Source organism: Planctomycetota bacterium (assembly GCA_016125255.1).
In the GTDB taxonomy this organism is placed as follows: domain Bacteria; phylum Planctomycetota; class Phycisphaerae; order Phycisphaerales; family Zrk34; genus RI-421.
In genome coordinates this window covers 854,919-875,903 of record WGMD01000002.1, presented here as the reverse complement: position 1 = coordinate 875,903, position 20,985 = coordinate 854,919, and the positions used below count along the sequence as shown (strand labels likewise).

The following is a 20,985-nucleotide window of genomic DNA, read 5'->3' as shown; positions in this document are numbered from 1 at the left end:
GTCTGTGGGTCGGGTGCGTTGGGCCTACAATATCGCCTTACCCGCTGGTTGAGTGAATCCCGAACTGATGCGATTGACGATCCGTTCCAAACTGATTCTGTACATCAGCATGCCGCTGCTGCTGATGTACGCCATCCTGCTCGCCGGGGACTACTACTGGGCGCGCCAGTCGGTCATGCGGCAGATGCGCTCGCTCGTCGGCGAGGCCGCCACCAACGCCGCCACGCGCATGAACACCCGCCTCGAAGCGGTCATGCAGCTTGCCGATTCGACCGCCGAGTTCCTCACCGCCCGGCCCAACATCCAGCCGGTCCAGCTTCATTCGCTCCTCCGCACGCACCTGCGGCAGAACCCGCTCATCTACGCCAGCTCGATCGCGTTCGACCCGGAGATGGTCGGGGATCAGAAACAGCTCATGGCCCCCTTGATGATCCGCTCGCCGGGCGTGCTCAAGATGGTGGACCTCGGCAAAGCGTTCGACTACACCACCGCCGACTACGCCTGGTACGCGAAGGTCAAGGCGGATCAACATGCGATGTGGACCGAGCCGTATGTCGCGGGCTTTCTGGACAATCAGCAGGTCATCAGCTACTCGACGCCGTTTTATCTGGGCGAGGTGTTCCGGGGCGTGGTGACGGTGAGCGTGCGCGTGGCGGACCTCGAGAAGATGCTCGAGCGCGTGGTGCGTCAGGGCGGTGCGGAGAAGCCGGCGGGATCGCCGGAGGCGGGTTCCGACACGCCGGTGGTCACGCCGCTGGTGGCGCAGTTTTCCGGCGCGCTCAACGGCGGGGCGTCGGAGTTCGAGCCGGGCAACTACGTGGTGCTCGATCATGTCGGTCACGTGCTCTCGACGGACGAGAAGCTGGCGGTGGGCGGGGCGTCGATGATGCAGCTTGCGATGGACAAGGGATTGGGCGACCTGGTGGACGCGGGGCACAAGGCGCTGGCGGGCGGGACGGGGGTGGTTCGGACGACGCGGCTGGCGGAGCTTTTTGAGGGCTATCAGCCGGGGCAGGCGCAGTGGCTGGGCATGGCGCTGATTCCGTCGACGGGGTGGGTGTTGGCGACGAGCATGAACGAGAGCATCGTGATGGGGCCGATCATGCAGCGTCTCAAGGGCCGGGCGATGTTTCTGTTGTTGGGTCTGGGCTGGCTGATGTTGCTGGTGATGGTGGTGGCAATTCGTCTGTCGCGTCCGATCGAGAAGCTCGCCGGTGCGTTCAATCAGCTTGCGGCGGGGAATCTGGACGTGCAGGTGTCGGGCGTCAAGCGGCGCGACGAGATCGGGCAACTCGCCAACGGGTTCAACCTCATGGTGCGCCAGCTTCACGCCCACGTCGACGCGCTGACCGCCGAGTCGGCGGAGCGCGAAAAGGTCGATTCGGAGCTGCGCATCGCGCGGCAGATTCAGACGGACCTTCTGCCGCGCAACATGCCGCCGTTCCCTGAATCGCGCGAGTTCGATCTGTGCGGCGCGAACGTGCCGGCCCGACACGTGGCCGGCGACTTCTTCGACTACTTCTTCGCGCCCAATAATCTGCTCAACATCGTCATCGCCGACGTCTCCGGCAAGGGCGTCCCCGCCGCCATGCTCATGGCCGTCACGCGCACCATCGTGCGCAACCTGGCCATGACCGGCCTGAACCCCGCCGAGATCGTCGACGCCGCCAACCGCATGCTCGTCGAAGACACCGGCGCGGGCATGTTCGTGACCATGTTCCTCATGCAGTATGACCCGGAGACGGGCAAGTTCACGTATTGCAACGCCGGTCACCCCAAGCCGATCTACTTCGGCACTTCCAACGGCATCGGCGAACTGGGCGACATCACCGCGCCGATCCTCGGCGTCGCCGGCGCCGAAGTGTTCGGCCCGATCATCCAGAAATCCGAACGGCTCGAAGTCGGCGAATCCCTCGTGCTTTACACCGACGGCGTCACCGAAGCCGTCTCGCCTTCAAAAGAGATGTTCACCGAAACCCGCCTGCATCAAGTCATCGAACGCTGCGGGTCCGATTCGCCGCAAGACATCTGTCGCGACCTCATCGACGCGCTGGCCAAGTTCCAGGGCGACCAGGTCGCCGACGACATCACAATCGTCGCCCTGCGGCGAAACGCTTAAAATCCCGACGTTTTCGTCACGCCCGGCGGCGGCGTCCCATGAGCATCAGCCCCATCACGCCCAGCAGACTCAGCGACGCCGGCTCGGGCACGATATGAACATCGGGCGGTTCGGGTAGGAGCGCGGCCAGTTCCGCGCCTTTCTTGGGGCGGCCGTGCCCGCCCTTGGCGCCTCCGCCGGTATTGGGGTGGAGGATGCTGTCGATCCATGAAGTGAACTGCGAGACGCGGGTGAAGCCGGCGACGTCGCCATAGTCGGAGTCGGGGGTGCCGTCGAGCCGGCCCCACGAGAAGCTCGTCACGCCGGCGAGGAAGTCGGCGCCGTTGATGTTGATGAACAGGCCGCCGCCGCTGTCGCCGGGCGCGATCATGTATTCGAGATCGAGCGGCGTCGCTGAACCGAAGCTGTTGTCGGCGGCGCTCGTCGGATTGTCGAAATCGGTGAGCAGGATGCGGTCGGTTCTGCCGGGCGTGTTGAGCGTCGCATCGACGACATTGTTGCCGGCCCGGGCGACGAGGTCGCCGAGACTGTTGACGTCCAGGTAGCCGCTGTCACCGGTGCCGGTCGCGCCGTAGCCGACGATCGTGGCGACCTGGCCCAGTTCGTTTTTGCCGGTGTAGAGCGAAGCGGCGTTGATGCCCGTGGCGAGCGAGAGGTCGGTCGAGAAGTGGACGAGTGCCAGGTCGTAACCGCTGCTGAGATTGCCGTTCCAGTTGGGGTTGGCGATCCACTGATCGGCGGTGAAGCTTGTCGAGCCGAGGTTGAACGAGAGGGATGTGGCGCCATCGACGACGTGTGCGGCGGTGAGGACCCAGTTGCCGGCGATGAGCGTGCCGGAGGCGGCGAAGTTGTAGGCGCCGCCCGCGTCCGCGCCGGAGCCGAGGAATTGTCCGACGGCCGCGTAGGCGGGGGCGCTGTGGACCAGGTCCAGGTACAGTTGATCATCGCGATCGGCGCGGATCGTGCCGGCGAAGGAGGAGGAGGCGGTGAAGCCGAGCAGGGCGGCGGCGAGGATCGCACGGCGGCGGGGGTGAGTCATTGAAATCATCATTCCACTCCAATGGGGGAGAACCGACCGGGCCGGGCGATCGCGTCGCTTCGGCCGCATCCCCCCACTATGTCACACGAACCCGCGGGAGCCAGACAATCGGTTGCTCCGTGCGAAAATGACCGATGGGGCGTTCGGGTTGGAGGGATTGTGCGGGATTTGCCGCTGACGGCGTTTTCCGCTAATAGAATGGATGATGGCCACGCGTGACAGCATTCGATTCATCGCCGCGGCGATGCGGAACCCGACGAAGGTCGGCGCGATCGCGCCCAGCTCGGCGGTGCTCGGGCGGGCGATGGTGGCGGGGCTGAGCCTCGGGCCGGATCAGGCGATCGTCGAGATGGGCCCCGGCACCGGACCGATCACGCAGCAGATCCGCACCGTGCTTCCGCATCCCGGCGCGTATCTGGGCATCGAGTACGATCCGGTGTTCGTGCAGTTGCTGCGCGAACGCTTCACCGACCTGCGATTCGTCGAGGGATCGGCGGAGCATGCTTTGAAGCATCTTGCCGATGCGGGGCACGATCCGAAGCGCATCGGCGCGATCATCAGCGGGCTGCCGTTCGCGTCGCTGCCGGCGGCGGTGGCGGAGGCGGTGGTGGCGGCGCTGGATGAATTGATGGAGCCGGGCGTGGTGTTCCGCACGTTTCAGTATGTGCACGCCTGGCCGCTGCCGTCGGCGGTGCGGTTTCGGCGGCGGATGGAGAAGCTGTTCGGACCCTGTCGCGTGACCGGGCCGGTGGTGCGCAATGTGCCCCCGGCGTTCGTGCTTTCGTGGAGCCGCTGAGGGATCACCGGTCGTTATTCGCATGTCACACACACTTACTGACGAACAAGTTCGCCACGTCGCCCGTCTGGCCCGCCTCAAGCTCGCCGACGATCAGGTCCATTACTTCGCGCAGCAGCTCTCGGCGGTGCTCGGCTACGTCGACAAGCTGGCGGAGTTGGACGTCCAGAACGTCGAGCCGATGGCGCATCCGTCGGCGATCACCAACCGCTTCCGCGACGATGTGCCGACGCAGCCGTTGAGCAATGAAGCGGTGCTGGCGAACGCGCCCGATGCGGACCCGCCGTTTTTCAAAGTGCCCAAGGTGCTCGGCGACGGAGGCGGGGCGTGAGGAAGGGGAATCGCAAAGTGAAAATTGACCATTGCAAAATGCAAATTGCCGGAGGGTGCCGTCGGCAATTTTCAATTTTCAATTTGCATTGGTCAATTTGCAATGCTTTTCGCGGTGAAGATTCATGGATGTAACACAGACGACATTGACCGACCTGCGCGACGCGATCGCGTCGCGCGAAGTGACCTCCACTCAGGCGACGCGCGCGTATCTGGATCGCATCGCGGCGCATGACAAGACGCTCGGGGCGTACACGCAGGTGTTCGAGGAGCGTGCGATGCAGCAGGCGGCGGCGGCCGACGCGGGCAAGCGCCCCGGCGTGCTGGCGGGCGTGCCGATCGCCATCAAGGACAACCTCTGCTCGACGTTCGGGCGCACGACCTGCTCCTCGCGCATGCTCGAAAACTTCCGCGCGCCGTATGACGCGACCGTGGTGGCGAAACTCGAAGCGGCGGGGGCGGTCATCCTCGGCAAGACGAATCTCGACGAGTTCGCCATGGGCTCGTCGTGCGAGAACAGCGCCTTCGGTGTGACACGCAATCCGTGGGACACCGACCGCGTGCCCGGCGGATCTTCAGGCGGCAGCGCCGTCGCCGTCGCCGCGGACCTGTGCGCCGCCAGTCTCGGGTCCGACACCGGCGGGTCCATCCGCATGCCCGCGGCGCTGTGCGGCGTCGTCGGATTGAAGCCCACCTACGGCCGGGTCAGCCGCTTCGGCCTCGTCGCCTACGCCAGCAGTCTCGACCAGGTCGGCCCGTTCGCCCGCAACGTCAAAGACGCCGCCCTGATGCTCAACGTCATCGCCGGTTTCGACAAGATGGACTCCACCAGCGCCGACGCCCCTGTCCCCGATTATCTGGCGGATCTCGACAAGCCGATCGAGGGCCTGAAACTCGGCGTGGCGCGGCAGTACATGTCCGATGCCAACGACCCGGCGGTGGCCAGGGCGATCGAAGCGGCGATTGGGGCCTACCGAAATCTCGGAGCGCGGATCATCGAAGTCGACCTGCCGCATACCGAGTACGGCATCGCGGCCTACTACATGGTGGCCACGGCGGAGGCGTCGTCGAACCTGGCGCGATACGACGGCGTGCATTACGGGCATCGCACCGCCAAGCCCGACGATCTGATCGACCTTTACGCGGCAAGCCGGGCCGAGGGTTTTGGCGATGAAGTCAAACGCCGCATCATGCTCGGCACCTATGCGCTTTCGAGCGGGTATTACGATGCATACTACCTGCGGGCGCTGAAAGTACGTAGACTTATCAAGGAAGATTTCGACAAGGCGTTTGAGCAGGTGGATGCGATCATCTGTCCGACGACGACGCACCCGGCGTTTCGCTTCGGCGAAAAGACGGACGACCCCTTGGCGATGTACCTCAACGATGTGTACACGGTCAACTGCAATCTCGCGGGAATTCCCGGCGTGTCATTGCCTTGCGGATTTTCGGAAGCGGACGGAGTCGCGCTGCCGATCGGCATGCAGTTGCTGGGGCCGGCCATGAGCGAAGCGAAGCTTTTACGGACCGCGCGGATGTATGAAGCTTGTGAGCGCCACGGCGCGCGCCGGCCCGTGATGGCGGGCGGATGAGGACTAGCACTTACGGCTTAACCCGTATTTGCGTGCAATCATCGAAGTTTTTTTTGGAACCAACGTCAAAATCGCTTGACTGACAATTGTGATTAGGTAATTATGAAATGATCATCTTTCTCCCCTCCGCCCCGTTAGTGCTTCGCGCATTAGCGGGGTTTTTCTTTTGTCACCTCGACGAGCCATTGAGGCGACAAACGAAAATATGTTAATAAATACGATCCCGATCCGTGTCATGCCCGCATGAATATACGGTTTGATTTCTATGAGGCCGGTGGTGATTTACAGCGGCTCGTCCAGGTGGGATACGTCGCCAATGCTGTATGAAAGGGCCATATTCAACGAGAATGATGCAAGATGCAGATCGCTTTCGTGTTGTCGTCTGGCGCGGCACAGAGGTTGAGCGTGCTTCAAGCATGCCGGACAATCGACGCGGATGATCTGAATTTCATCCACCGTCATCCGCCTGCGCAATCGTCAGGTGACGATGAACGGAGGTGTCCAAAGTTGTGTGCGCGTTGGAGATCAACATCATCCGTTTCAACGGCGCGCGATCGCAAACGAATGGGCGATCGGCCGATCGCGGGTGTCGCAACGACGCATGATTGCTCGTGATAACCGGCTGCGTTATCATGCGGCCGGGCAACGGGATGTATGGAGCGGTGCATGGGGCTTCTGGACTGGGTTGTGCTTGTCGTGTACTTCGCCACGATGGCGGGCATCGGCGTTTGGGCGATGCGGACCGTCAAAGTACAGGAAGACTATTTCCTCGGCGGGCGTTCGTTCGGCAAGCTCATTCAGACCTTCGCCGCGTTCGGCGCCGGCACCGGTTCCGCCGACCCCGTCAACACCGCACGCACGACTTTCACCAGCGGGCTCTCGGGCATGTGGTCGGTCATGTCCTGGCTCTTCGTCACGCCCTTTTACTGGATCGCCGCCGTGTGGTATCGCCGCATGCGTCACCTGACGCTCGGCGACTGGTTCGTGGAGCGATACGAATCGCGCGCCCTCGGAGCCGCGTACACGCTCTTCGGCCTCCTGTTCTACATGGTCTACACCGCCATGCTCTTCACCGCCACCGGCAAAGTCGCCGCGCCGATGATCGGCGAAACCTTCACATGGGGCGCGACCAGCATCCCCATCGAATACGTCCTCGTCCCGATCATCGCCGTCATCGTCATGACCTACGGCGTCCTGGGCGGACTCACCGCCGCGTACTGGACCGACCTCGTGCAGGGGCTGTTCATCATCCTCCTCTCCGTCATGCTTATTCCCTTCGGTCTGTCGGCGCTCGTGGCGAAGTTCGGCGCGACCCACCCCGGCGCGACCGGCTTTGAGATTCTTCATGACCAACTTCCGGGGGCGTACTTTCACATCGTCGGCTCCGGCGCCAGCGAATTTCCCATCCACCGCATCGCCGCCGTCGTCGTCATCCTGCTCATCGGCATCGTCGTCACACCGCACTTCATCGCCACCGGCGGCGGGTCCGCCAAGACCGAGCTCGACGCACGCGTCGGCCTCGTCACCGGCAATCTCTTCAAACGCGTCTGCACCATCGGCTGGGCGCTGACCGCGCTGATCGTCCTCGCCCTCATGTCCGACCGCCCCGAGGTCCTCGCCGACCCCGACAAGGCATGGGGCGTCGCATCGCTGGAGCTTTTGCCGATGGGCATGCGCGGCCTGATGCTCGCGTGTCTTTTGGCGGCGTTGATGAGCAGCGCCGATACCTACATGCTCGTCTGCTCCGCGCTGGTCGTGCGAAACCTCTACGCCCCCTACGTGAACGATCACGCCTCCGAGCAGCGCTACGTCATGCTCGGCCGACTCGCCGGCGCGATCGTCATCATCGGCGCGGTGGCGTTTTCGTGGTCGCTCATGGACGTGTTCGCCCAGCTTCAATTGACATGGATCGTGCCCATGCTTTTCGCCGCGCCGTTCTGGATCGGGCTCTGGTGGCGACGCGCCACGACGCTCGCCGCTTGGGGCACGCTGTTCTATGGATTGATCATTTTCTTCGTCGCCCCCAAGGTGATTCCCGCGATCTGGCCCGACCTGCGGGCGAGCGCGGCCCTGACGGCGATGACCGACAAGGTCACGACGACGATCCACCGGCCCGCCGCGCCGTCGGATGTCGCGCAGGGGCGTGCCCGAAAAGTCGGCGACACCATCGACGAAAAAATCACCACCGGCGGCCGCGCCATTTTCTGGACCGGCGACATCAAGAACATCGACCTCGCGGCGTACCGCACGATGGGCCATTCCGAATCCGCCGACCGGACGATCGACATTCAGCGCTACGAAGGAACCGGCCAGGCAAGCGGGGATCTGAATCTCGACTATCTGCCGCTGATATGGGTCGGCGTCGATCTGCGCACCGCTTCGAGCGCCATGCTCGATACGCTCAGTCTCGTGCCCAAGATCGTCATGCCGTTCGTGGTGATGATCGTTTTGAGTCTCGTCACGCCGCGCAACAGCAAGGCGGCGCTCGACAAGTATTACGCCAAGATGAAGACGCCCATCGCGCGCGACCCGGCGGAGGATCGCCGGCGGCTCGAAGAAGCGATGGCGGACCCGGCGGCGCTGGAGCGGCGCAAGCTGCTGCCCGGCACATCGATCGAAATTCAACGTCCCACACTCGCCGACGTCGGCGGGTTCACGCTGGCGCTGGCGGCCTGCGGAGGCATCATCGCGCTGACGGCATTGGTGGCGCGCCTCGGGCTTTGATCATCTGGAGCTGGACATGGCATCGCCATCGATTCTGACAACGGTTGTGGGTTCGTATCCGGTTCCCGCGTGGCTGGCCGCCATGCCTTCGTCGCCGGCGCTGCGCGATGCGATTCTCGTCGTGCTCAAGACGCAGGAGCTTGCCGGGCTGGACGTCATCGCCGACGGCGAGCTGTCGCGCTTCGATGTGAATCACCCGGAAACCAACGGGATGATCGAATATTTCATCCGCCCGATGGGCGGCGTGCATCGCGATCTGTCGCACGAAGAGCTGGTCGACTTCCGCTCAAAGACCGGCATGGGCTTCCGCACGAAGCCGGCGGGCGTCGTGCGAGCGGCGCTCGATGAAGGCACGCTCGATCTGCCGGCGGATTGGATGAGCGTGAAGAAACTCAGCGGGCGGCCGATGAAGTTCACGGTCACTTCGCCGTACATGCTCGCCAAGACGCTCATGGATCGACACTACGGCGACCTGCCGGCGTTGTGCGACGCGGTGGCGGGCGTGCTGGCGGCGCAGGTGAGCCGAATCGATGCGCCGGTGGTGCAGGTCGATGAGGCGAATCTGACGGGGCATCCGGAGGATAACGACTGGGCGGTCGGGCCGATCAATCGCGTGCTCGATGCGATTCAAAATGAAAAGGCGCTGCACCTGTGCTTCGGCAACTACGGCGGGTCGACGATTCAAAAGGGCTTCTGGAAGAACACGCTGCCGCTGCTCAACAAGCTGCATGTTGATCACCTCGTGCTCGAATTCGCGCGCCGGGGGTATGACGAACTGGAGCATTTCAGGGACCTGCGCGACGAGATCGCGCTGGGCGTCGGCGTCATCGACATCAAGGACAACGAAGTGGAGACGAGCGATGAAGTGGCGGGGCGGATCGAGACGGCGGTGAAGGTGCTCGGCGAGAAGCGCATCCGCTGGGTGCATCCGGATTGCGGATTCTGGATGCTTAGCCGGAGCGTGGCGGATCGGAAGATGGCGGCGCTGGTGGCGGGGCGCGACAGGTTTTTAGGGAAGTGACGGACATGACCCTTCGGGTCCGACAGATCGAGCAGCATGTATTGAGCATGCGGACGCGGTTCCCATTCCGCTACGGCATTGCCGCCCTCACAGCCCTGCCGCATGTGTTCCTCACCGCGCATGTCGATGTCGACGGCGTCGCGACCATCGGTCACGCCAGCGACGGCCTGCCGCCCAAATGGTTCACCAAAGACCCGGCGACGCGCTTCGAAGACGATTTATCCCGGATGTTCGACGTCATCACGCAGGCGTGCGATTTTGCCGCCCAAGTCGGCGAGCAGGCGAGCGTGTTCGATCTGTGGCGGGCGGTGCACGAAGCGCAGACGGACTGGGCTCATCGCGCGGGCGTGCCGCCGCTGCTGGCCAACCACGGCACGAGTCTCGTCGAGCGCGCGGTCATCGAGGCGTTCTGCAAGGCGACCGGTCAGCCGTTTCACGAAGCTTTGCGCAACGGCACGCTGGGCCTGCGGTTCGGCGAGGTGCATTCGGAACTGCGCGACGGCCAAGTCAGCGATCTGTTGCCAGACAAACCGACGCGCCATCTGATCGTCCGGCACACGGTCGGACTGGGCGATGCGCTAACGAACGAGGACATCGCCGACGCGGACCGGGCGAACGACGGCTTGCCGCAGTCGTTGGCGGCGTGCATCGATACGTACGGGTTGACGCACTTCAAGATCAAAGTGACGGGCGATGCCGACGCGGCGATCGATCGACTGCATCGCGTGGCGGAGGTGATCCTGCGGCGGACGCGCCAGTTCGCGTTCACGCTCGATGGCAACGAGTCGTTTGTCGAAGTCGAGGCGCTGCGGGCGATGTGGGAGCGGATCGGCGAGGAGCGCGGGCTGGAGCCGTTGATGCGACGGATGTTGTATCTGGAGCAGCCGCTGCATCGAAGCGTCGCGCTGGACGAGGCGACGGGCGCGGCGTTGCGGGCATGGGCGGATCGGCCGATGATGATCATCGATGAATCGGACGATGCGATGGGTGCGCTGCCGCGGGCGCTGGCGATGGGCTACATCGGCATCAGCCACAAGAACTGCAAGGGTGTGTTGCGAAGCGTGGCCAACGCGGCGCTGATCGAATATCGCCGGCGGACGCGCGGCCAGACGGGCGTCATCAGCGGGGAGGATCTGGCGAACGTCGGGCCGGTGGCGATGCTTCAGGATGCGGCGGTCGTCGCCGCGATGGGCCTGACCCATGCCGAGCGGAACGGGCACCATTATTTTGCCGGGCTGAGCATGTTCAACCCGGCGGTGCAGCGGGCGATGCTGACCCATCATGCCGACCTGTATCATGACCGCCAGCCGGTCGGAGCGGCAGTTTATATCCGAAGCGGCATGATGGACTTGGCATCCGTCAACGCGGCGCCGTTCGGGCTGGGGGCCCCCATGGATGCGACGATCTACACGCCGCTGGAGGAATGGTCGGCGGCGGGGCTTGGGGCGTGAAAAAAATTCAGGATTGACGCGGCCAATCGGCGGGTGGGCGGACGTTATATGGGTGCGATGGGCGATCCCAATCAATCCGATCGGCACGAGCAGTTCGTGGTGCTTTTTGCCCGCAGCGAACCGGGGCTTCACGCGTTCGTGCTGTCGATGGAGCCCCACTGGGACGCCGCCGAGGAGATCATGCAGCAGACATCGCTGGTGCTCTGGCGCAAGTTCGACGAGTACCGGACGGGCACGAGCTTTCTGAACTGGGCATGTCAGATCGCACGGTACGAACTACTGAACCATCGCAAGAAGCATCAGCGCAGTCGGCTCCGTTTCAACGACGCGATGTTCGACACGCTCGCCGACGAATCGATGCAGGACGCGGAACAGCTCGCCGACGAACGGCGGGCGCTGTCGCATTGTCTGGGCAAGCTCGACGGCGACGATCGCTCGATCCTCGACCGTGCCTACGCCGGTCGGGAGACGATCGGTCAGATCGCCGACGCACTGGGCCGCACGCACAACAGTCTCTACAAGCGGCTGAATCGGATTCGCGAGTCGCTGCTGATGTGCATCCGTCGCACGCTGGGCGGGGAGGGCGCGTGATGGACATGACGCGGCTTCATCAATGGCTCGGCGATCTGTGCAACGGGTGCATCAGCGATGCGGACTTTGCGGCGATGGAGCAGAAGCTGGCGGACGACGCCGAAGCGCGTGCGGAGTATCGGCGGTACATGAACATGCACGCCACGCTGCGGCGGTTCAGTCATGCGGCGACGGCCCGGCCGATCCGCAGCGCCGCCCCGCGGGCGGTCGCATCGACGCGGTGGCGCTCGTGGGCGGGGGCGCTGGCGGCGATGATCATCATCGGCGCCGGGCTGACCGTGACGCTGCTGTCGGATCAGGCGACGCGCAAGACCCCGACGATGGAGCGCGTTCAGCCGCTGTCGCTCGGGTCGGTGGCGGTGCTCTCGGATGCATCGCCCGATGCGCGCTTCGACGCGAGCACGACGGCCCGGGGTACGGGGCTGGACCTGAGCGAAGGCGTGTTGTCGCTCGAATCGGGGACGGCTCAGGTGATGTACCGCACCGGCGCACGCATCGAATTGACCGGGCCTTGCGCGTTTGAACTGTCGGGCGCGAATGCGGGCCGATTGCGTGCCGGCCGGATCGTCGCGCATGTGCCGCAGACGGCGTTGGGCTTCACCGTGCAGACGGATCGCTTCGACGTGGTGGACCTCGGCACGCAGTTCGGCGTGGACCTGACGCACGACGGCGAACAAGTGCAGGTCTTTGAGGGTCATGTCATGATCCGCACGCACGGCGGCGCGATGCAGACACTTGACGCCGGGCAGCGCTGCCGGATCACGACCGCCGGCGTAGCGCAACTGATCGAACCGTCGCCGGCGACCGCGCGGATGCACACGCGCACGCTGACGCTCACGCCGATCGCCGATGCGGGCGTCGATGTGCGTTATCCGGATCAGCCGCTGGGCCGCGAGACGACGTTCGTCGCCAACAACGCCGGCGGCGACACGCCGACGAAACAGCGCTGGGCGTACCTGCGGTTTGATTTGAGCGAGGTGACGACGGCGATTCGCGGAGCGAAGCTGGTGCTGACGCCGACGACGCCGGGCGTGCCGCTGGCGGGGGCGGTGTATGCGCTGTCGGACGAGCGGGCGTGGGACGAAGCGGCGATGACATGGAACACCGCGCCGGCGCGGGTCGAGATGCATCTGGATGCGACGGCGCTATTGTCGGGCAAGGCGCTGACGACGTTCGACATGAACGTGCCGGCGGGCAAGGCGCAGACGGCGTTCGATCAGAAGGAAGACGGCGCGGCGGTGCAGGCGCTGTCGTGGGCGCGCGGGCACGGCATCACGTTGATCATCGCCCGACCGATCGGCGTCGCGCCGGACGATCGGGGCACGGCCTGGGCCAGCCGCGAGACGGCGACGCCGCCGACGCTGATGCTCGAAGTCGACGCACCGGCGGAGGCGCCGGCCGCGTCGAAACAACCATCGACACCTTAAACGAAGGAGACCAAGCCGTGACAACGCGAAGGAATTGGATGACGCTTGTGATGGGACTGGGGGTGATCCTTGCGGGGGCGGGGCTGGCGAATGCGGACATGATCGTCAAGCTCACGTCGATCGCCGACACGCAGATCAACAAGGCCAGCGCGACGACGAACTTCGGCACGACGACATCGTTCGATGCCAACATCTCCAACACGACCAGCACCCGCCGCTCATACGTGCAGTTCGACCTGAGCGGGATCAACATGGCGCTGGTATCCAGAATTTCCTTCGATCTGCACAACACCGGCGCCGGCGGGGCGGTCGTGCCGGTCGCGGTGTACGGGCTGCTCAACGCCAACGACACATGGACCGAGACGGGGCTCACATGGAGCAACGACCCCAATCGCAGCGGCGACACGTTCACCGTCGCCAGCGCCTTCGGCTCCGCCGCCCTGGCGAACTTCAACTCGCGCTCCAGCGCCGGCAATGACAACGCCTTCAACGTCACCAGCGGCGCGGTGTTCAACTACATCAATGGCGATGCGAACAAGATCGTCACCTTCGTGCTCGATGCGACCAACGTCGGCGCGTCGCCGGCCGTGGGCGTGCGATGGAGCTCGCGCGAGGAGCCGACCACGACGTTCCGCCCGACGCTGACGCTGACGATCGTGCCCGAGCCGACGTCGATGGGGCTGCTGGGCGTTGGAGCGCTCGGCCTGCTGGCCCGCCGCCGCTTCCGTTGAATGAATGAAAAAAAAGAATGACCCAGGCACCTTTTGAAAGGATGAATTGAGATGACCACCTTCACGCAACGCATCATGACCGTGCTCGCGATCGCCCTGACCCTCGCCTTGGCCGGCCGGGCCTCCGCCGGCGTCTATGCCTACTACAGCTTCGACAATGACTACACCGACGGGTCGACCAACCATCACACCGGCGTCCCCACCGACGGCAACGCCAACAGCAACACCACCGGCGTCAACATCACCCACACCGCCGGCGAATTCATGTTCGGCGGCGGGGCGGCCAACTTCTCCACCGACTACCTTTCCATCACCTCCCATACCTTCAACAGCGGCTCGCCCTACACGATCGCCTTCTGGGCCCGCGACCTGGCCCCGGCGGGAAACTCCGGCGGCATGGTCATCGGTCAGCCCGGCAACAGCACCTTCTTCATCTGGCTCGACTCGTCCATCGCCGGCGGCGGCGGACTTCGCTGGCGGAGCAACTCGACCAGCGCCACCGATCGCAATGCCGACTTCAATTTCACCAACGACACCAACTGGCACCACTACGCCGTCATTGCCTCGGGCACGAATCTGTCCGTCTACCGTGACGCCGGCCTCGTCGCCACCGCCACCGGCAAATCCACCGGGTTCATCATGGCCGCCATCGGACAGGCCTATAACAACAACGCACTGAACTTCAATGGGCAGATCGACGAAATGTGGATCCTCGATGAGGCGATCGCGCCCAGTCAGGTCAACAGTCTGTTCCTCACCAACGTCGTGCCCGCGCCCGCGGCGCTGCCGGCGGGGCTGGCGCTGATGGGTCTGCTCATCTCGCGCCGCCGGGCGGGGATGTGAAACCATGATGCGTGTCGTTCGTCATCTTCGTCTGACCGCACGGATGATGCTCGCGCTTGCGGCGCTGGTCATCAATCCGGCGGCACGGGCGGACATCGTCGATGTGTTCCTGCTCGGCGGGCAGTCGAACATGCTCGGCCGGGCGCCGTCGTCGTCGCTGCCGACGTCGCCGGTCAATCTCAAATTGGCGCAGCCCGATGTGCTGTTTTACACGGGGCCCGGCGGCAGCAGCGTCGCCGCCAACACGTTGACGACACTTCGTCCCGGCAGCGGCACGGACATCGGGCCGGAGGTATCGTTCGGCCGATCCATCGCCGACCTCGCCCCGTCGCACAACATCGCGCTGATCAAGTACGCCGCGGGCGGGACGAATCTGTACTCGGACTGGAACCCGTCGACGGGCGTGCAGTTCGCCAACTTCAAATCGACCGTCGCGGCGGGTTTGCAGGCGCTCATCAACGCCGGTCACACGCCCAACATCGTCGGCATGCTCTGGCATCAGGGCGAATCGGACGCCGACACCGCCGCGCATGCGTCGGGCTACGCGACCCGGCTCGCCGCCTTCATCGCCGCGGTGCGCTCGCTTTACGGGACGAATCTGCCGTTCCTCATCGGCGAGATTCACCGCATCAACGCCAACAGCGACACGGTCGCCGACGCCCAGATCGCCGTCGCGGCGGCGGACCCGTACGCGGCGTTCGTCCCGGCGTCGGACCTGACGTTCCAGGACTCCCTGCACTTCAACACGGCCGGTCAGGTCGCGCTCGGCGAGCGGTTCGCCGACGCGGCTTTGGATCTCGTGTTCGTTCCCGAGCCGACGTCGATGATGATTTTCATCGCGTCCGCGCCGCTGTTGATGCGGCGCCCGCGCTTGCGAAAGCTCAGGGAGGGCCATCCCTGAGCTTTCCGAATCGAAGGAGGCGCTGATGCGTCGACATGCCTTCACCTTGATTGAGCTGCTCGTCGTCGTGGCGATCATTGCTTTGCTCATCGCCATCCTTCTTCCTGCGATGGCGTCGGCGCGCGAGGTCGCCCGGCGGACCGTCTGCGCGACCAACGAACGCTCCATCACGCAGGCGACGATCATGTACGCGCAGGAAAACCAGGGCATCTTCATCATCTGCCGCGGGCGCGCCGTGCCGCATCAGTTCGACATGGCCGGCTCATTCGTGCATCGCAACAAGGCGGGCGACGAGAAGGTGGACTGGGTCGATGCGTGGGGCCGGCTCGGGCTCATGGGCGACAAAGTCGGCGGATACCGCTCGCCGGGCAAGATGTGGGACTGCCCCTCACGCTCGGGTTTCAAGAGCCAGTGGTACAACTCCAACAGTCTGCTCATCGGCTACTGCTACTACGGCGGGATCGAAACGTGGTCCAACCCGCTGACCGGCAACGTCGCGTCGCGCAGTCCCATCTCGCTCAGCCATTCGTCCGGCCGATGGGTCATGGTGTCCGACACGACGATGAAGATCGATTACCAGTGGGGCGCGGGCGGGAAGTGGTTCCTCGATCAGCCCTCGCACAAGGCCGACTTCGGCCGCGACGTCTACCCCGCCGGCCACAATCAGGCGTATGTCGACGGCTCGGTCGCATGGGCCGACTTCAAGGACCTTTTGTTCATCCACACGTGGGGCGGCCTCGACCGCGTCGTCCTCTTCACGCAACAGGACCTGGGCAAATTCGTGCCCGTCCCCGGCAGCTACGCGATGACATACAAGTAAACGATGACGGAGCATCCCCAAAGCCGAGGGCTGAGGCCGCCCAAGCCCCGAATCCATCACCTTCACGGCTCGTAATGCAGATGCTCCGGCACCGGCTGCACCTTGCCCGCGCGGTCGATGCACGCCAGCACCGTCGAGCCCACCACGAGCAGCTCGTCGCCCCGTCGAATCTCGTAGCTGTGCTCGATCCGCGCTCCCGCGGCCCGCGTGCAGATCGCGGTGATGTCCAGCACATCGTCATACTTGGCCGGCTTGCGATACTTCACTTCCAGCTTGACCACGACAATCAGCGTCCCCGTCGCTTCGAGCTGCGCATACGAAATGCCCGACTGGCGCAGCAACTCCGTCCGCGCCATCTCGAACCAGATCGGATAGATCGAATGGTGCACGAACCCCATCGGGTCGCACTCGACATACCGCACGCGCTGTTGAAGGGTGATCCGCATCGTCGCGGCGACTACCTTACCGCAACGGACTGATGAACGCATCCGACGCCGTCGCCGGGTCGAGCGTGATCTCCGGCACGGGCTTACCGGTCATGTGCTCCAGCGCCCAGCGAGCCGCGCATCGGATGTCCAGCCCGTCCTGACGATAGCGGTTGCCCAATGCGTCCGCCTGCTCCATCGCCTTCATCCGCCCGATCGTGATGATCGACGCCCGGCGGACTTCGTCGGCTTCGGGATTGAGCGGGTTGAGATCGAAGACGCGCTCGATGAGCTTCTCCGCCAGCTTCTTGTCGGGCTTGTTTTCGTGAAGCCAGCCCAGCGCCCAAATCGCCCCCGCGCGGCACTCGGCGCTGGCGGGGCTCGCCTTGGGAATGAGCCGCCGAAGCACCGGGTCGGCCTCGCTCACGCGCCAGACGCCCAGCGTCTGCGCCGCTTCGTTGGCCTGATCGGATGTGACGCGGTTGGCGTCGACCCAACTGTTGTCGACTTCCTCGTTGTCCTTTTTCTTCTTCGCCGCCGCCTCGGCCTGCTTCGTGCGATGCTCCATCTCGTCGATCCGCCGGGCCAGCAGATCGAGCACCGGCTGATGCGTCCGCTCAACATCCAGCGGGCGCAGCCCCACGATCGACGCCACGCGCACCTCCGGTCGATCGTGATCAAATAGCTTCATCAGCACGTCGGCCGCGCTCTTGTCGTCCAGTTCGCCCGAAAGGATCGCCGCCTGCTCGGCCGCGCGCCAGTGCGGGGCCGGATGCCGCCGCACTTCGTCGGCCGACTGCGTGAGAATGGCGATGAGTGCCGCCTTCACCACGCCGTTCAGATCGCTCGATTGCGCCAGCACGCCCAGCACACGCTTCGCCTCCGTCCGCACATCCGGATGCGGGTCATTGAGCGTTTCGGACAGAAGCGCGACGCTGTCGGCGACGCCGCGCGTCTCCAGCGCCTTGACCGTCAGCAGGCGCACTTTCGGGTCCGGCGAATGGATCGTGATCCCCGCGTTTTCCCAAAGATTTTTCGGGCCCAGCTCGAACAGCCGCGCCATCGCCGCGCCCTGCACCATCGGTTCGGGATTGCCGGCCAGCGTCTTGAGCAGGTCGATGTCCGCGGCGCTCGTGGCCCGGGCGACGATGCGCACGGCGAGGATCGGACCGACGGGGCCTTGCAGGGCGATGGCGGCGTCGGCCGTGTCGCGGGCTTCGATGTGCAGCGTGCTGATCGCATCCGCCGCCGCGAGGCGCAGACTCAGCGGCGCGCCCCTGTCGCCCACAAGCTGCTTGAGCGCTTCGCCCGTCGCCGCGTCGCTCGCCGCCGCCGCGCCCAGCGACTTGACCGCCGAGATGCGCAGCGACATGGGGGCGTTCTTCTCCATCGCCCGCATGCGCCACACCTCCGCCGCCCCCGCCTGTCCCCACCGCGCCAGCATCCGGTCTGCCGTCATCGTCTGCTCGATCTGAAACTGCTGATACGCCGCGCGCGGTTCGATGATCTTCATCACCCGGTCCGTCGCCTGCCGGTCATCGAGCACATCGAGCGTGTCCAGCGCCGACGTCGACACCAGCGGCGACGGGTCGTCGAGCAGCTCGACAAGGCGCGGCGCCAGCCCCGTGAACTTGTAGCGCGCGACTTCGGACATCGCTTCGAGCTTCGTCAGATCGTCCGGCTGATCCAGCGCGAGCTTCATCAACGGCCCGAGCCGCGCATCGGTGACCTGCGTCGGCTCGGGCACATCGTAAAGATGCTCCTGTTCCATCGGACCGGCCAGACACGCCGCCCCGATCGACAGCGCGATCAGGCCAGGTGCGAACATCGGGATGAAAAGTTTCGAAAAACCCCCTCTCCCTCCGGGAGAGGGCCGGGGTGAGGGTGGCCCCGAATGAAGGCGCGCTCCGCATCGAACGCCGTCAGTCATCGGACGCACCCTCACCCGGCCCTTCGGGCCGACCTCTCCCGGAGGGAGAGGCGATGCAGAGGCCTTAATTGAAATGCGTGTGATGCTCATCGTGGTTTGGTCAGCTCCCATGTGCGAATCCACAACAGCGCCGCGGCGATCGCGCTGCCGATGCCCAGAAAGTACCAGTTGATCGGCGTGAGGTTGTACTGATCCATGCCCGGCATGTGCATCGCCGCCAGCCCCGCCGCAAGCGGATTGAGCGTCAGCGCCGCCTCGACGAAGTCGCGCCCGAAAAGCGTGCCTTCACCGAGCCAGGGAAGCAGCGTCACGACGCACAGACTCACCACGATCAGGTACGCCGTCGTCGTCGCCGCGGTCGTCTTGCGGAAAAGCCCCGAGCAGGCCGCGCCGACCAGCAGGCAGAACAGCGAGGTGAGCGTGAGACTGATGAGCACCTCCTGCACCTGCCCCTTGCGCCCTTCGTCGATGACGAGCAGCACCGCGTACCCCGGCAGCGTCGCCAGCAGGATGAGCGTCAACGTCCACGCCACGCTCAAGAGCTTGCCCACGACGATCTGCCGCGCGCGAAGGGGCGTCATCTGAAGCAGGACCCATCCGCCGCTCTCCAGCTCGCTGCTGATCACCGCCGCCGAAAGCGCCGGCGTCACCAGCACGATCAGTCCCATCTGGAAGATCACCAGCACGCCGCCCATGTAGCTTGTCTGGACCCACATCGTGCCCATCGTGGCGACGAGCATCAGCGCCAGACTGACGATCAGGCACGAGCCGACGATGCGGATCATCCAGTGGGCGCGCCCGAAGGTGCGCGTGCGGAATTCCTTCATCATGACGGGGTTTTCGTAGTTGGCGATCGAGCCGGAGCGACGGTTGGGATCGACAAGGAAGAGCATCCGCCGCCGGCGGCGCACGCGCTTGTCCATGTCGTCGGTGATCATGCCCTTGGACCGCGGGCGGTCCGTCACCATCGGGCGGAGCTTCATGTGCGTGCCGATCGCGAATGCGACGATCGACAGGGCGGCGAGCAGGGCGTACTGCGTGACGGGATCATCGGTGGCGGCCAGTCCGCGCGAGCCGACAGATTCGTGACCGACAAGATGCATCACCGCCGGGAGGGGACTGACGGAGGCGAGCCACTGGGCCGCGTCGCCGATCGGCGCCATCGGGCCGGTCATTTTGCCCTGGAGCATGAGGTTGGGCCCGAGGGTGAAGACGCACATGACGAGGATGAGGCCGTAGGTGATGCGCAGGGCGGCGTCAGTGCTCTTGACGCGCGCGGAGATGAACAGGGCGAGCAGCGCGTACTGGGCCGCCACCAGGGCGAGCACGGCGTAGACCCAGGCGAGCTGTTCGATGGCCACGCCGCCCATGACGAAACACGCCGCCGCCCCCGGCAGCGAGAGGATCAGCAGCAGCGCGACGAAGCCGAGGGCGGCGCTGATCTTGCCCAGCAGGATGTCGGTGGGCGTCAGCGGGCTGGTGAGCAGAAGCGTGAGCGTTCCCTGCTGGCGTTCACGCACGATCGCCATCGCCGGGAACGCCGGGGCCATGAGGATCAGCCCGACCAGCAGGCCGTACACGAAGACGGAGAGCAACTGCTGCGCCTGCCGCCCGCCGAGATTGACCGTCGCCGAGTCCGGCCAGACGGTCAACACCAGCAGGCAAAGCGCCGCCGCGAAAATCAACTGAATCGCCCACGCCCGCGGCTGGCGAAGGACGGAAATGAGTTCGCGTTGGATGATGGGGTTGGTCATAGGTATGTCTGTTCGTTCTCGTTCTCGTTCCTCGTTCTCGTAATCGATCAATCCTTCGGCGGAGCCAGTTTTGTCAACATCGAAACAATTCTCAGCTGCATGGCCTTTCCCTGTTCGATCGACTCAGAGGAGGCGGCACCAATTGCCGCGATGACATCCAGTGTCGCGGCCGATTCCATCGCTGATCCACGCGCAATCTCAAAAGATCGACACCGATCTTTGCCCGCTCGTTTGCCGTTGCCTTCAGCAATATTTAGCGGAATTGACTGCGAAGAACGCAGGAGCTGGTCACGCGCTTGGCGAGCGAACCCGTCCATGTCCGCGACGAGACGGATGACCCAGCCGACGAATTCGATGCTCAGTCGGTAGACATCAAGTTTTTCGTGATCGAACTGGTGTGCCATGGGCGAATCGATTACGAGAACGAGGAACGAGGAACGAGGAACGAGGAACGAGGAACGAGGAACGAGGAACGAGAACGAGAACGATTA

The 20,985-nt window shown here is 64.6% G+C and carries 18 protein-coding genes; 13 read left to right on the top strand and 5 right to left on the bottom strand.

Features of this window, described 5'->3' with window-relative positions:
• Positions 1-67: 67 nt before the first annotated feature.
• Positions 68-2,119 (top strand): SpoIIE family protein phosphatase, encoded by a 2,052-nt coding sequence (locus GC162_04895; protein ID MBI1367973.1) that lies wholly within the window; start codon positions 68-70, stop codon positions 2,117-2,119.
• Positions 2,120-2,135: 16 nt separating this feature from the next.
• Here the strand turns inward: GC162_04895 and GC162_04890 are convergent, their stop codons facing one another.
• Entirely contained in the window at positions 2,136-3,227 is a 1,092-nt protein-coding gene (locus GC162_04890; protein ID MBI1367972.1) for a trypsin-like serine protease, read from the bottom strand.
• 136 nt (positions 3,228-3,363) lie between these two features.
• Between GC162_04890 and GC162_04885 the strand changes: the two genes are divergently transcribed.
• The 12 genes from GC162_04885 to GC162_04830 all read left to right on the top strand — a co-directional run bounded on the left by GC162_04885 (position 3,364) and on the right by GC162_04830 (position 16,385).
• Positions 3,364-3,954 (top strand): SAM-dependent methyltransferase, encoded by a 591-nt coding sequence (locus GC162_04885; GenBank protein MBI1367971.1) that lies wholly within the window; start codon positions 3,364-3,366, stop codon positions 3,952-3,954.
• A gap of 22 nt (positions 3,955-3,976) precedes the next feature.
• Positions 3,977-4,285 (top strand): Asp-tRNA(Asn)/Glu-tRNA(Gln) amidotransferase subunit GatC, encoded by a 309-nt coding sequence (gatC, locus tag GC162_04880; GenBank protein ID MBI1367970.1) that lies wholly within the window; start codon positions 3,977-3,979, stop codon positions 4,283-4,285.
• Between the two features lie 124 nt (positions 4,286-4,409).
• Positions 4,410-5,876 (top strand): Asp-tRNA(Asn)/Glu-tRNA(Gln) amidotransferase subunit GatA, encoded by a 1,467-nt coding sequence (gatA, locus tag GC162_04875; protein ID MBI1367969.1) that lies wholly within the window; start codon positions 4,410-4,412, stop codon positions 5,874-5,876.
• Between the two features lie 654 nt (positions 5,877-6,530).
• On the top strand, positions 6,531-8,600 hold the full coding sequence (locus tag GC162_04870; GenBank protein ID MBI1367968.1) for a hypothetical protein: 2,070 nt from the start codon (positions 6,531-6,533) through the stop codon (positions 8,598-8,600).
• Positions 8,601-8,616: 16 nt separating this feature from the next.
• Positions 8,617-9,621, top strand: coding sequence for a methionine synthase (locus GC162_04865; protein MBI1367967.1), 1,005 nt, complete (start codon positions 8,617-8,619; stop codon positions 9,619-9,621).
• 5 nt (positions 9,622-9,626) lie between these two features.
• Positions 9,627-11,072: a hypothetical protein gene (locus GC162_04860; protein ID MBI1367966.1), complete on the top strand. Its 1,446-nt coding sequence runs from the start codon at positions 9,627-9,629 to the stop codon at positions 11,070-11,072.
• A 33-nt stretch (positions 11,073-11,105) separates the two neighbouring features.
• A complete protein-coding gene (locus tag GC162_04855) occupies positions 11,106-11,663 on the top strand; it encodes a sigma-70 family RNA polymerase sigma factor (GenBank protein ID MBI1367965.1) in 558 nt (185 codons plus the stop codon).
• Positions 11,663-13,090, top strand: a complete 1,428-nt coding sequence (locus GC162_04850) for a DNRLRE domain-containing protein (GenBank protein ID MBI1367964.1) — start codon at positions 11,663-11,665, stop codon at positions 13,088-13,090. Before GC162_04855 ends, GC162_04850 begins: the two co-directional genes overlap by 1 nt.
• Positions 12,760-13,821 carry a DNRLRE domain-containing protein gene (locus GC162_04845; GenBank protein ID MBI1367963.1) on the top strand — a complete coding sequence of 354 codons (1,062 nt, stop codon included), beginning with the start codon at positions 12,760-12,762 and terminating at the stop codon, positions 13,819-13,821. The genes GC162_04850 and GC162_04845 overlap by 331 nt, the downstream gene beginning before the upstream one ends.
• Positions 13,822-13,872: 51 nt before the next feature.
• On the top strand, positions 13,873-14,664 hold the full coding sequence (locus GC162_04840; GenBank protein MBI1367962.1) for a hypothetical protein: 792 nt from the start codon (positions 13,873-13,875) through the stop codon (positions 14,662-14,664).
• A gap of 4 nt (positions 14,665-14,668) precedes the next feature.
• Complete coding sequence (locus GC162_04835; protein MBI1367961.1) at positions 14,669-15,565, top strand: hypothetical protein; 897 nt, start codon at positions 14,669-14,671, stop codon at positions 15,563-15,565.
• Between the two features lie 25 nt (positions 15,566-15,590).
• A complete protein-coding gene (locus tag GC162_04830) occupies positions 15,591-16,385 on the top strand; it encodes a prepilin-type N-terminal cleavage/methylation domain-containing protein (GenBank protein ID MBI1367960.1) in 795 nt (264 codons plus the stop codon).
• Positions 16,386-16,447: 62 nt separating this feature from the next.
• Here GC162_04830 and GC162_04825 read toward each other — a convergent pair whose 3' ends face one another.
• From GC162_04825 to GC162_04810, 4 genes are all read right to left on the bottom strand, one after another.
• The gene (locus tag GC162_04825; GenBank protein MBI1367959.1) at positions 16,448-16,831 is read right to left on the bottom strand and encodes a YbgC/FadM family acyl-CoA thioesterase; all 384 of its coding nucleotides are present in this window, start codon (positions 16,829-16,831) and stop codon (positions 16,448-16,450) included.
• Between the two features lie 16 nt (positions 16,832-16,847).
• A complete protein-coding gene (locus GC162_04820; protein ID MBI1367958.1) occupies positions 16,848-18,638 on the bottom strand; it encodes a hypothetical protein in 1,791 nt (596 codons plus the stop codon).
• 188 nt (positions 18,639-18,826) lie between these two features.
• Positions 18,827-20,494: an ABC transporter permease subunit gene (locus GC162_04815; GenBank protein ID MBI1367957.1), complete on the bottom strand. Its 1,668-nt coding sequence runs from the start codon at positions 20,492-20,494 to the stop codon at positions 18,827-18,829.
• 47 nt (positions 20,495-20,541) lie between these two features.
• Positions 20,542-20,898, bottom strand: a complete 357-nt coding sequence (locus tag GC162_04810; protein MBI1367956.1) for a four helix bundle protein — start codon at positions 20,896-20,898, stop codon at positions 20,542-20,544.
• Positions 20,899-20,985: the final 87 nt, after the last annotated feature.

Excerpts from the sequence above, each read along its gene's own strand:
- GC162_04890 (MBI1367972.1), bottom strand. The coding sequence starts at position 3,227 with ATGCGGCCGAAGCGACGCGATCGCCCGGCCCGGTCGGTTCTCCCCCAT.
- GC162_04845 (MBI1367963.1), top strand. The coding sequence starts at position 12,760 with ATGGAACACCGCGCCGGCGCGGGTCGAGATGCATCTGGATGCGACGGC.
- gatC (MBI1367970.1), top strand. The coding sequence starts at position 3,977 with ATGTCACACACACTTACTGACGAACAAGTTCGCCACGTCGCCCGTCTG.
- GC162_04895 (MBI1367973.1), top strand. The coding sequence starts at position 68 with ATGCGATTGACGATCCGTTCCAAACTGATTCTGTACATCAGCATGCCG.
- GC162_04815 (MBI1367957.1), bottom strand. The coding sequence starts at position 20,494 with ATGACCAACCCCATCATCCAACGCGAACTCATTTCCGTCCTTCGCCAG.
- GC162_04835 (MBI1367961.1), top strand. The coding sequence starts at position 14,669 with ATGATGCGTGTCGTTCGTCATCTTCGTCTGACCGCACGGATGATGCTC.
- GC162_04870 (MBI1367968.1), top strand. The coding sequence starts at position 6,531 with ATGGAGCGGTGCATGGGGCTTCTGGACTGGGTTGTGCTTGTCGTGTAC.
- GC162_04885 (MBI1367971.1), top strand. The coding sequence starts at position 3,364 with ATGGCCACGCGTGACAGCATTCGATTCATCGCCGCGGCGATGCGGAAC.
- GC162_04810 (MBI1367956.1), bottom strand. The coding sequence starts at position 20,898 with ATGGCACACCAGTTCGATCACGAAAAACTTGATGTCTACCGACTGAGC.
- GC162_04825 (MBI1367959.1), bottom strand. The coding sequence starts at position 16,831 with ATGCGGATCACCCTTCAACAGCGCGTGCGGTATGTCGAGTGCGACCCG.
- GC162_04840 (MBI1367962.1), top strand. The coding sequence starts at position 13,873 with ATGACCACCTTCACGCAACGCATCATGACCGTGCTCGCGATCGCCCTG.
- GC162_04820 (MBI1367958.1), bottom strand. The coding sequence starts at position 18,638 with ATGTTCGCACCTGGCCTGATCGCGCTGTCGATCGGGGCGGCGTGTCTG.
- GC162_04865 (MBI1367967.1), top strand. The coding sequence starts at position 8,617 with ATGGCATCGCCATCGATTCTGACAACGGTTGTGGGTTCGTATCCGGTT.
- GC162_04850 (MBI1367964.1), top strand. The coding sequence starts at position 11,663 with ATGGACATGACGCGGCTTCATCAATGGCTCGGCGATCTGTGCAACGGG.
- gatA (MBI1367969.1), top strand. The coding sequence starts at position 4,410 with ATGGATGTAACACAGACGACATTGACCGACCTGCGCGACGCGATCGCG.
- GC162_04830 (MBI1367960.1), top strand. The coding sequence starts at position 15,591 with ATGCGTCGACATGCCTTCACCTTGATTGAGCTGCTCGTCGTCGTGGCG.
- GC162_04860 (MBI1367966.1), top strand. The coding sequence starts at position 9,627 with ATGACCCTTCGGGTCCGACAGATCGAGCAGCATGTATTGAGCATGCGG.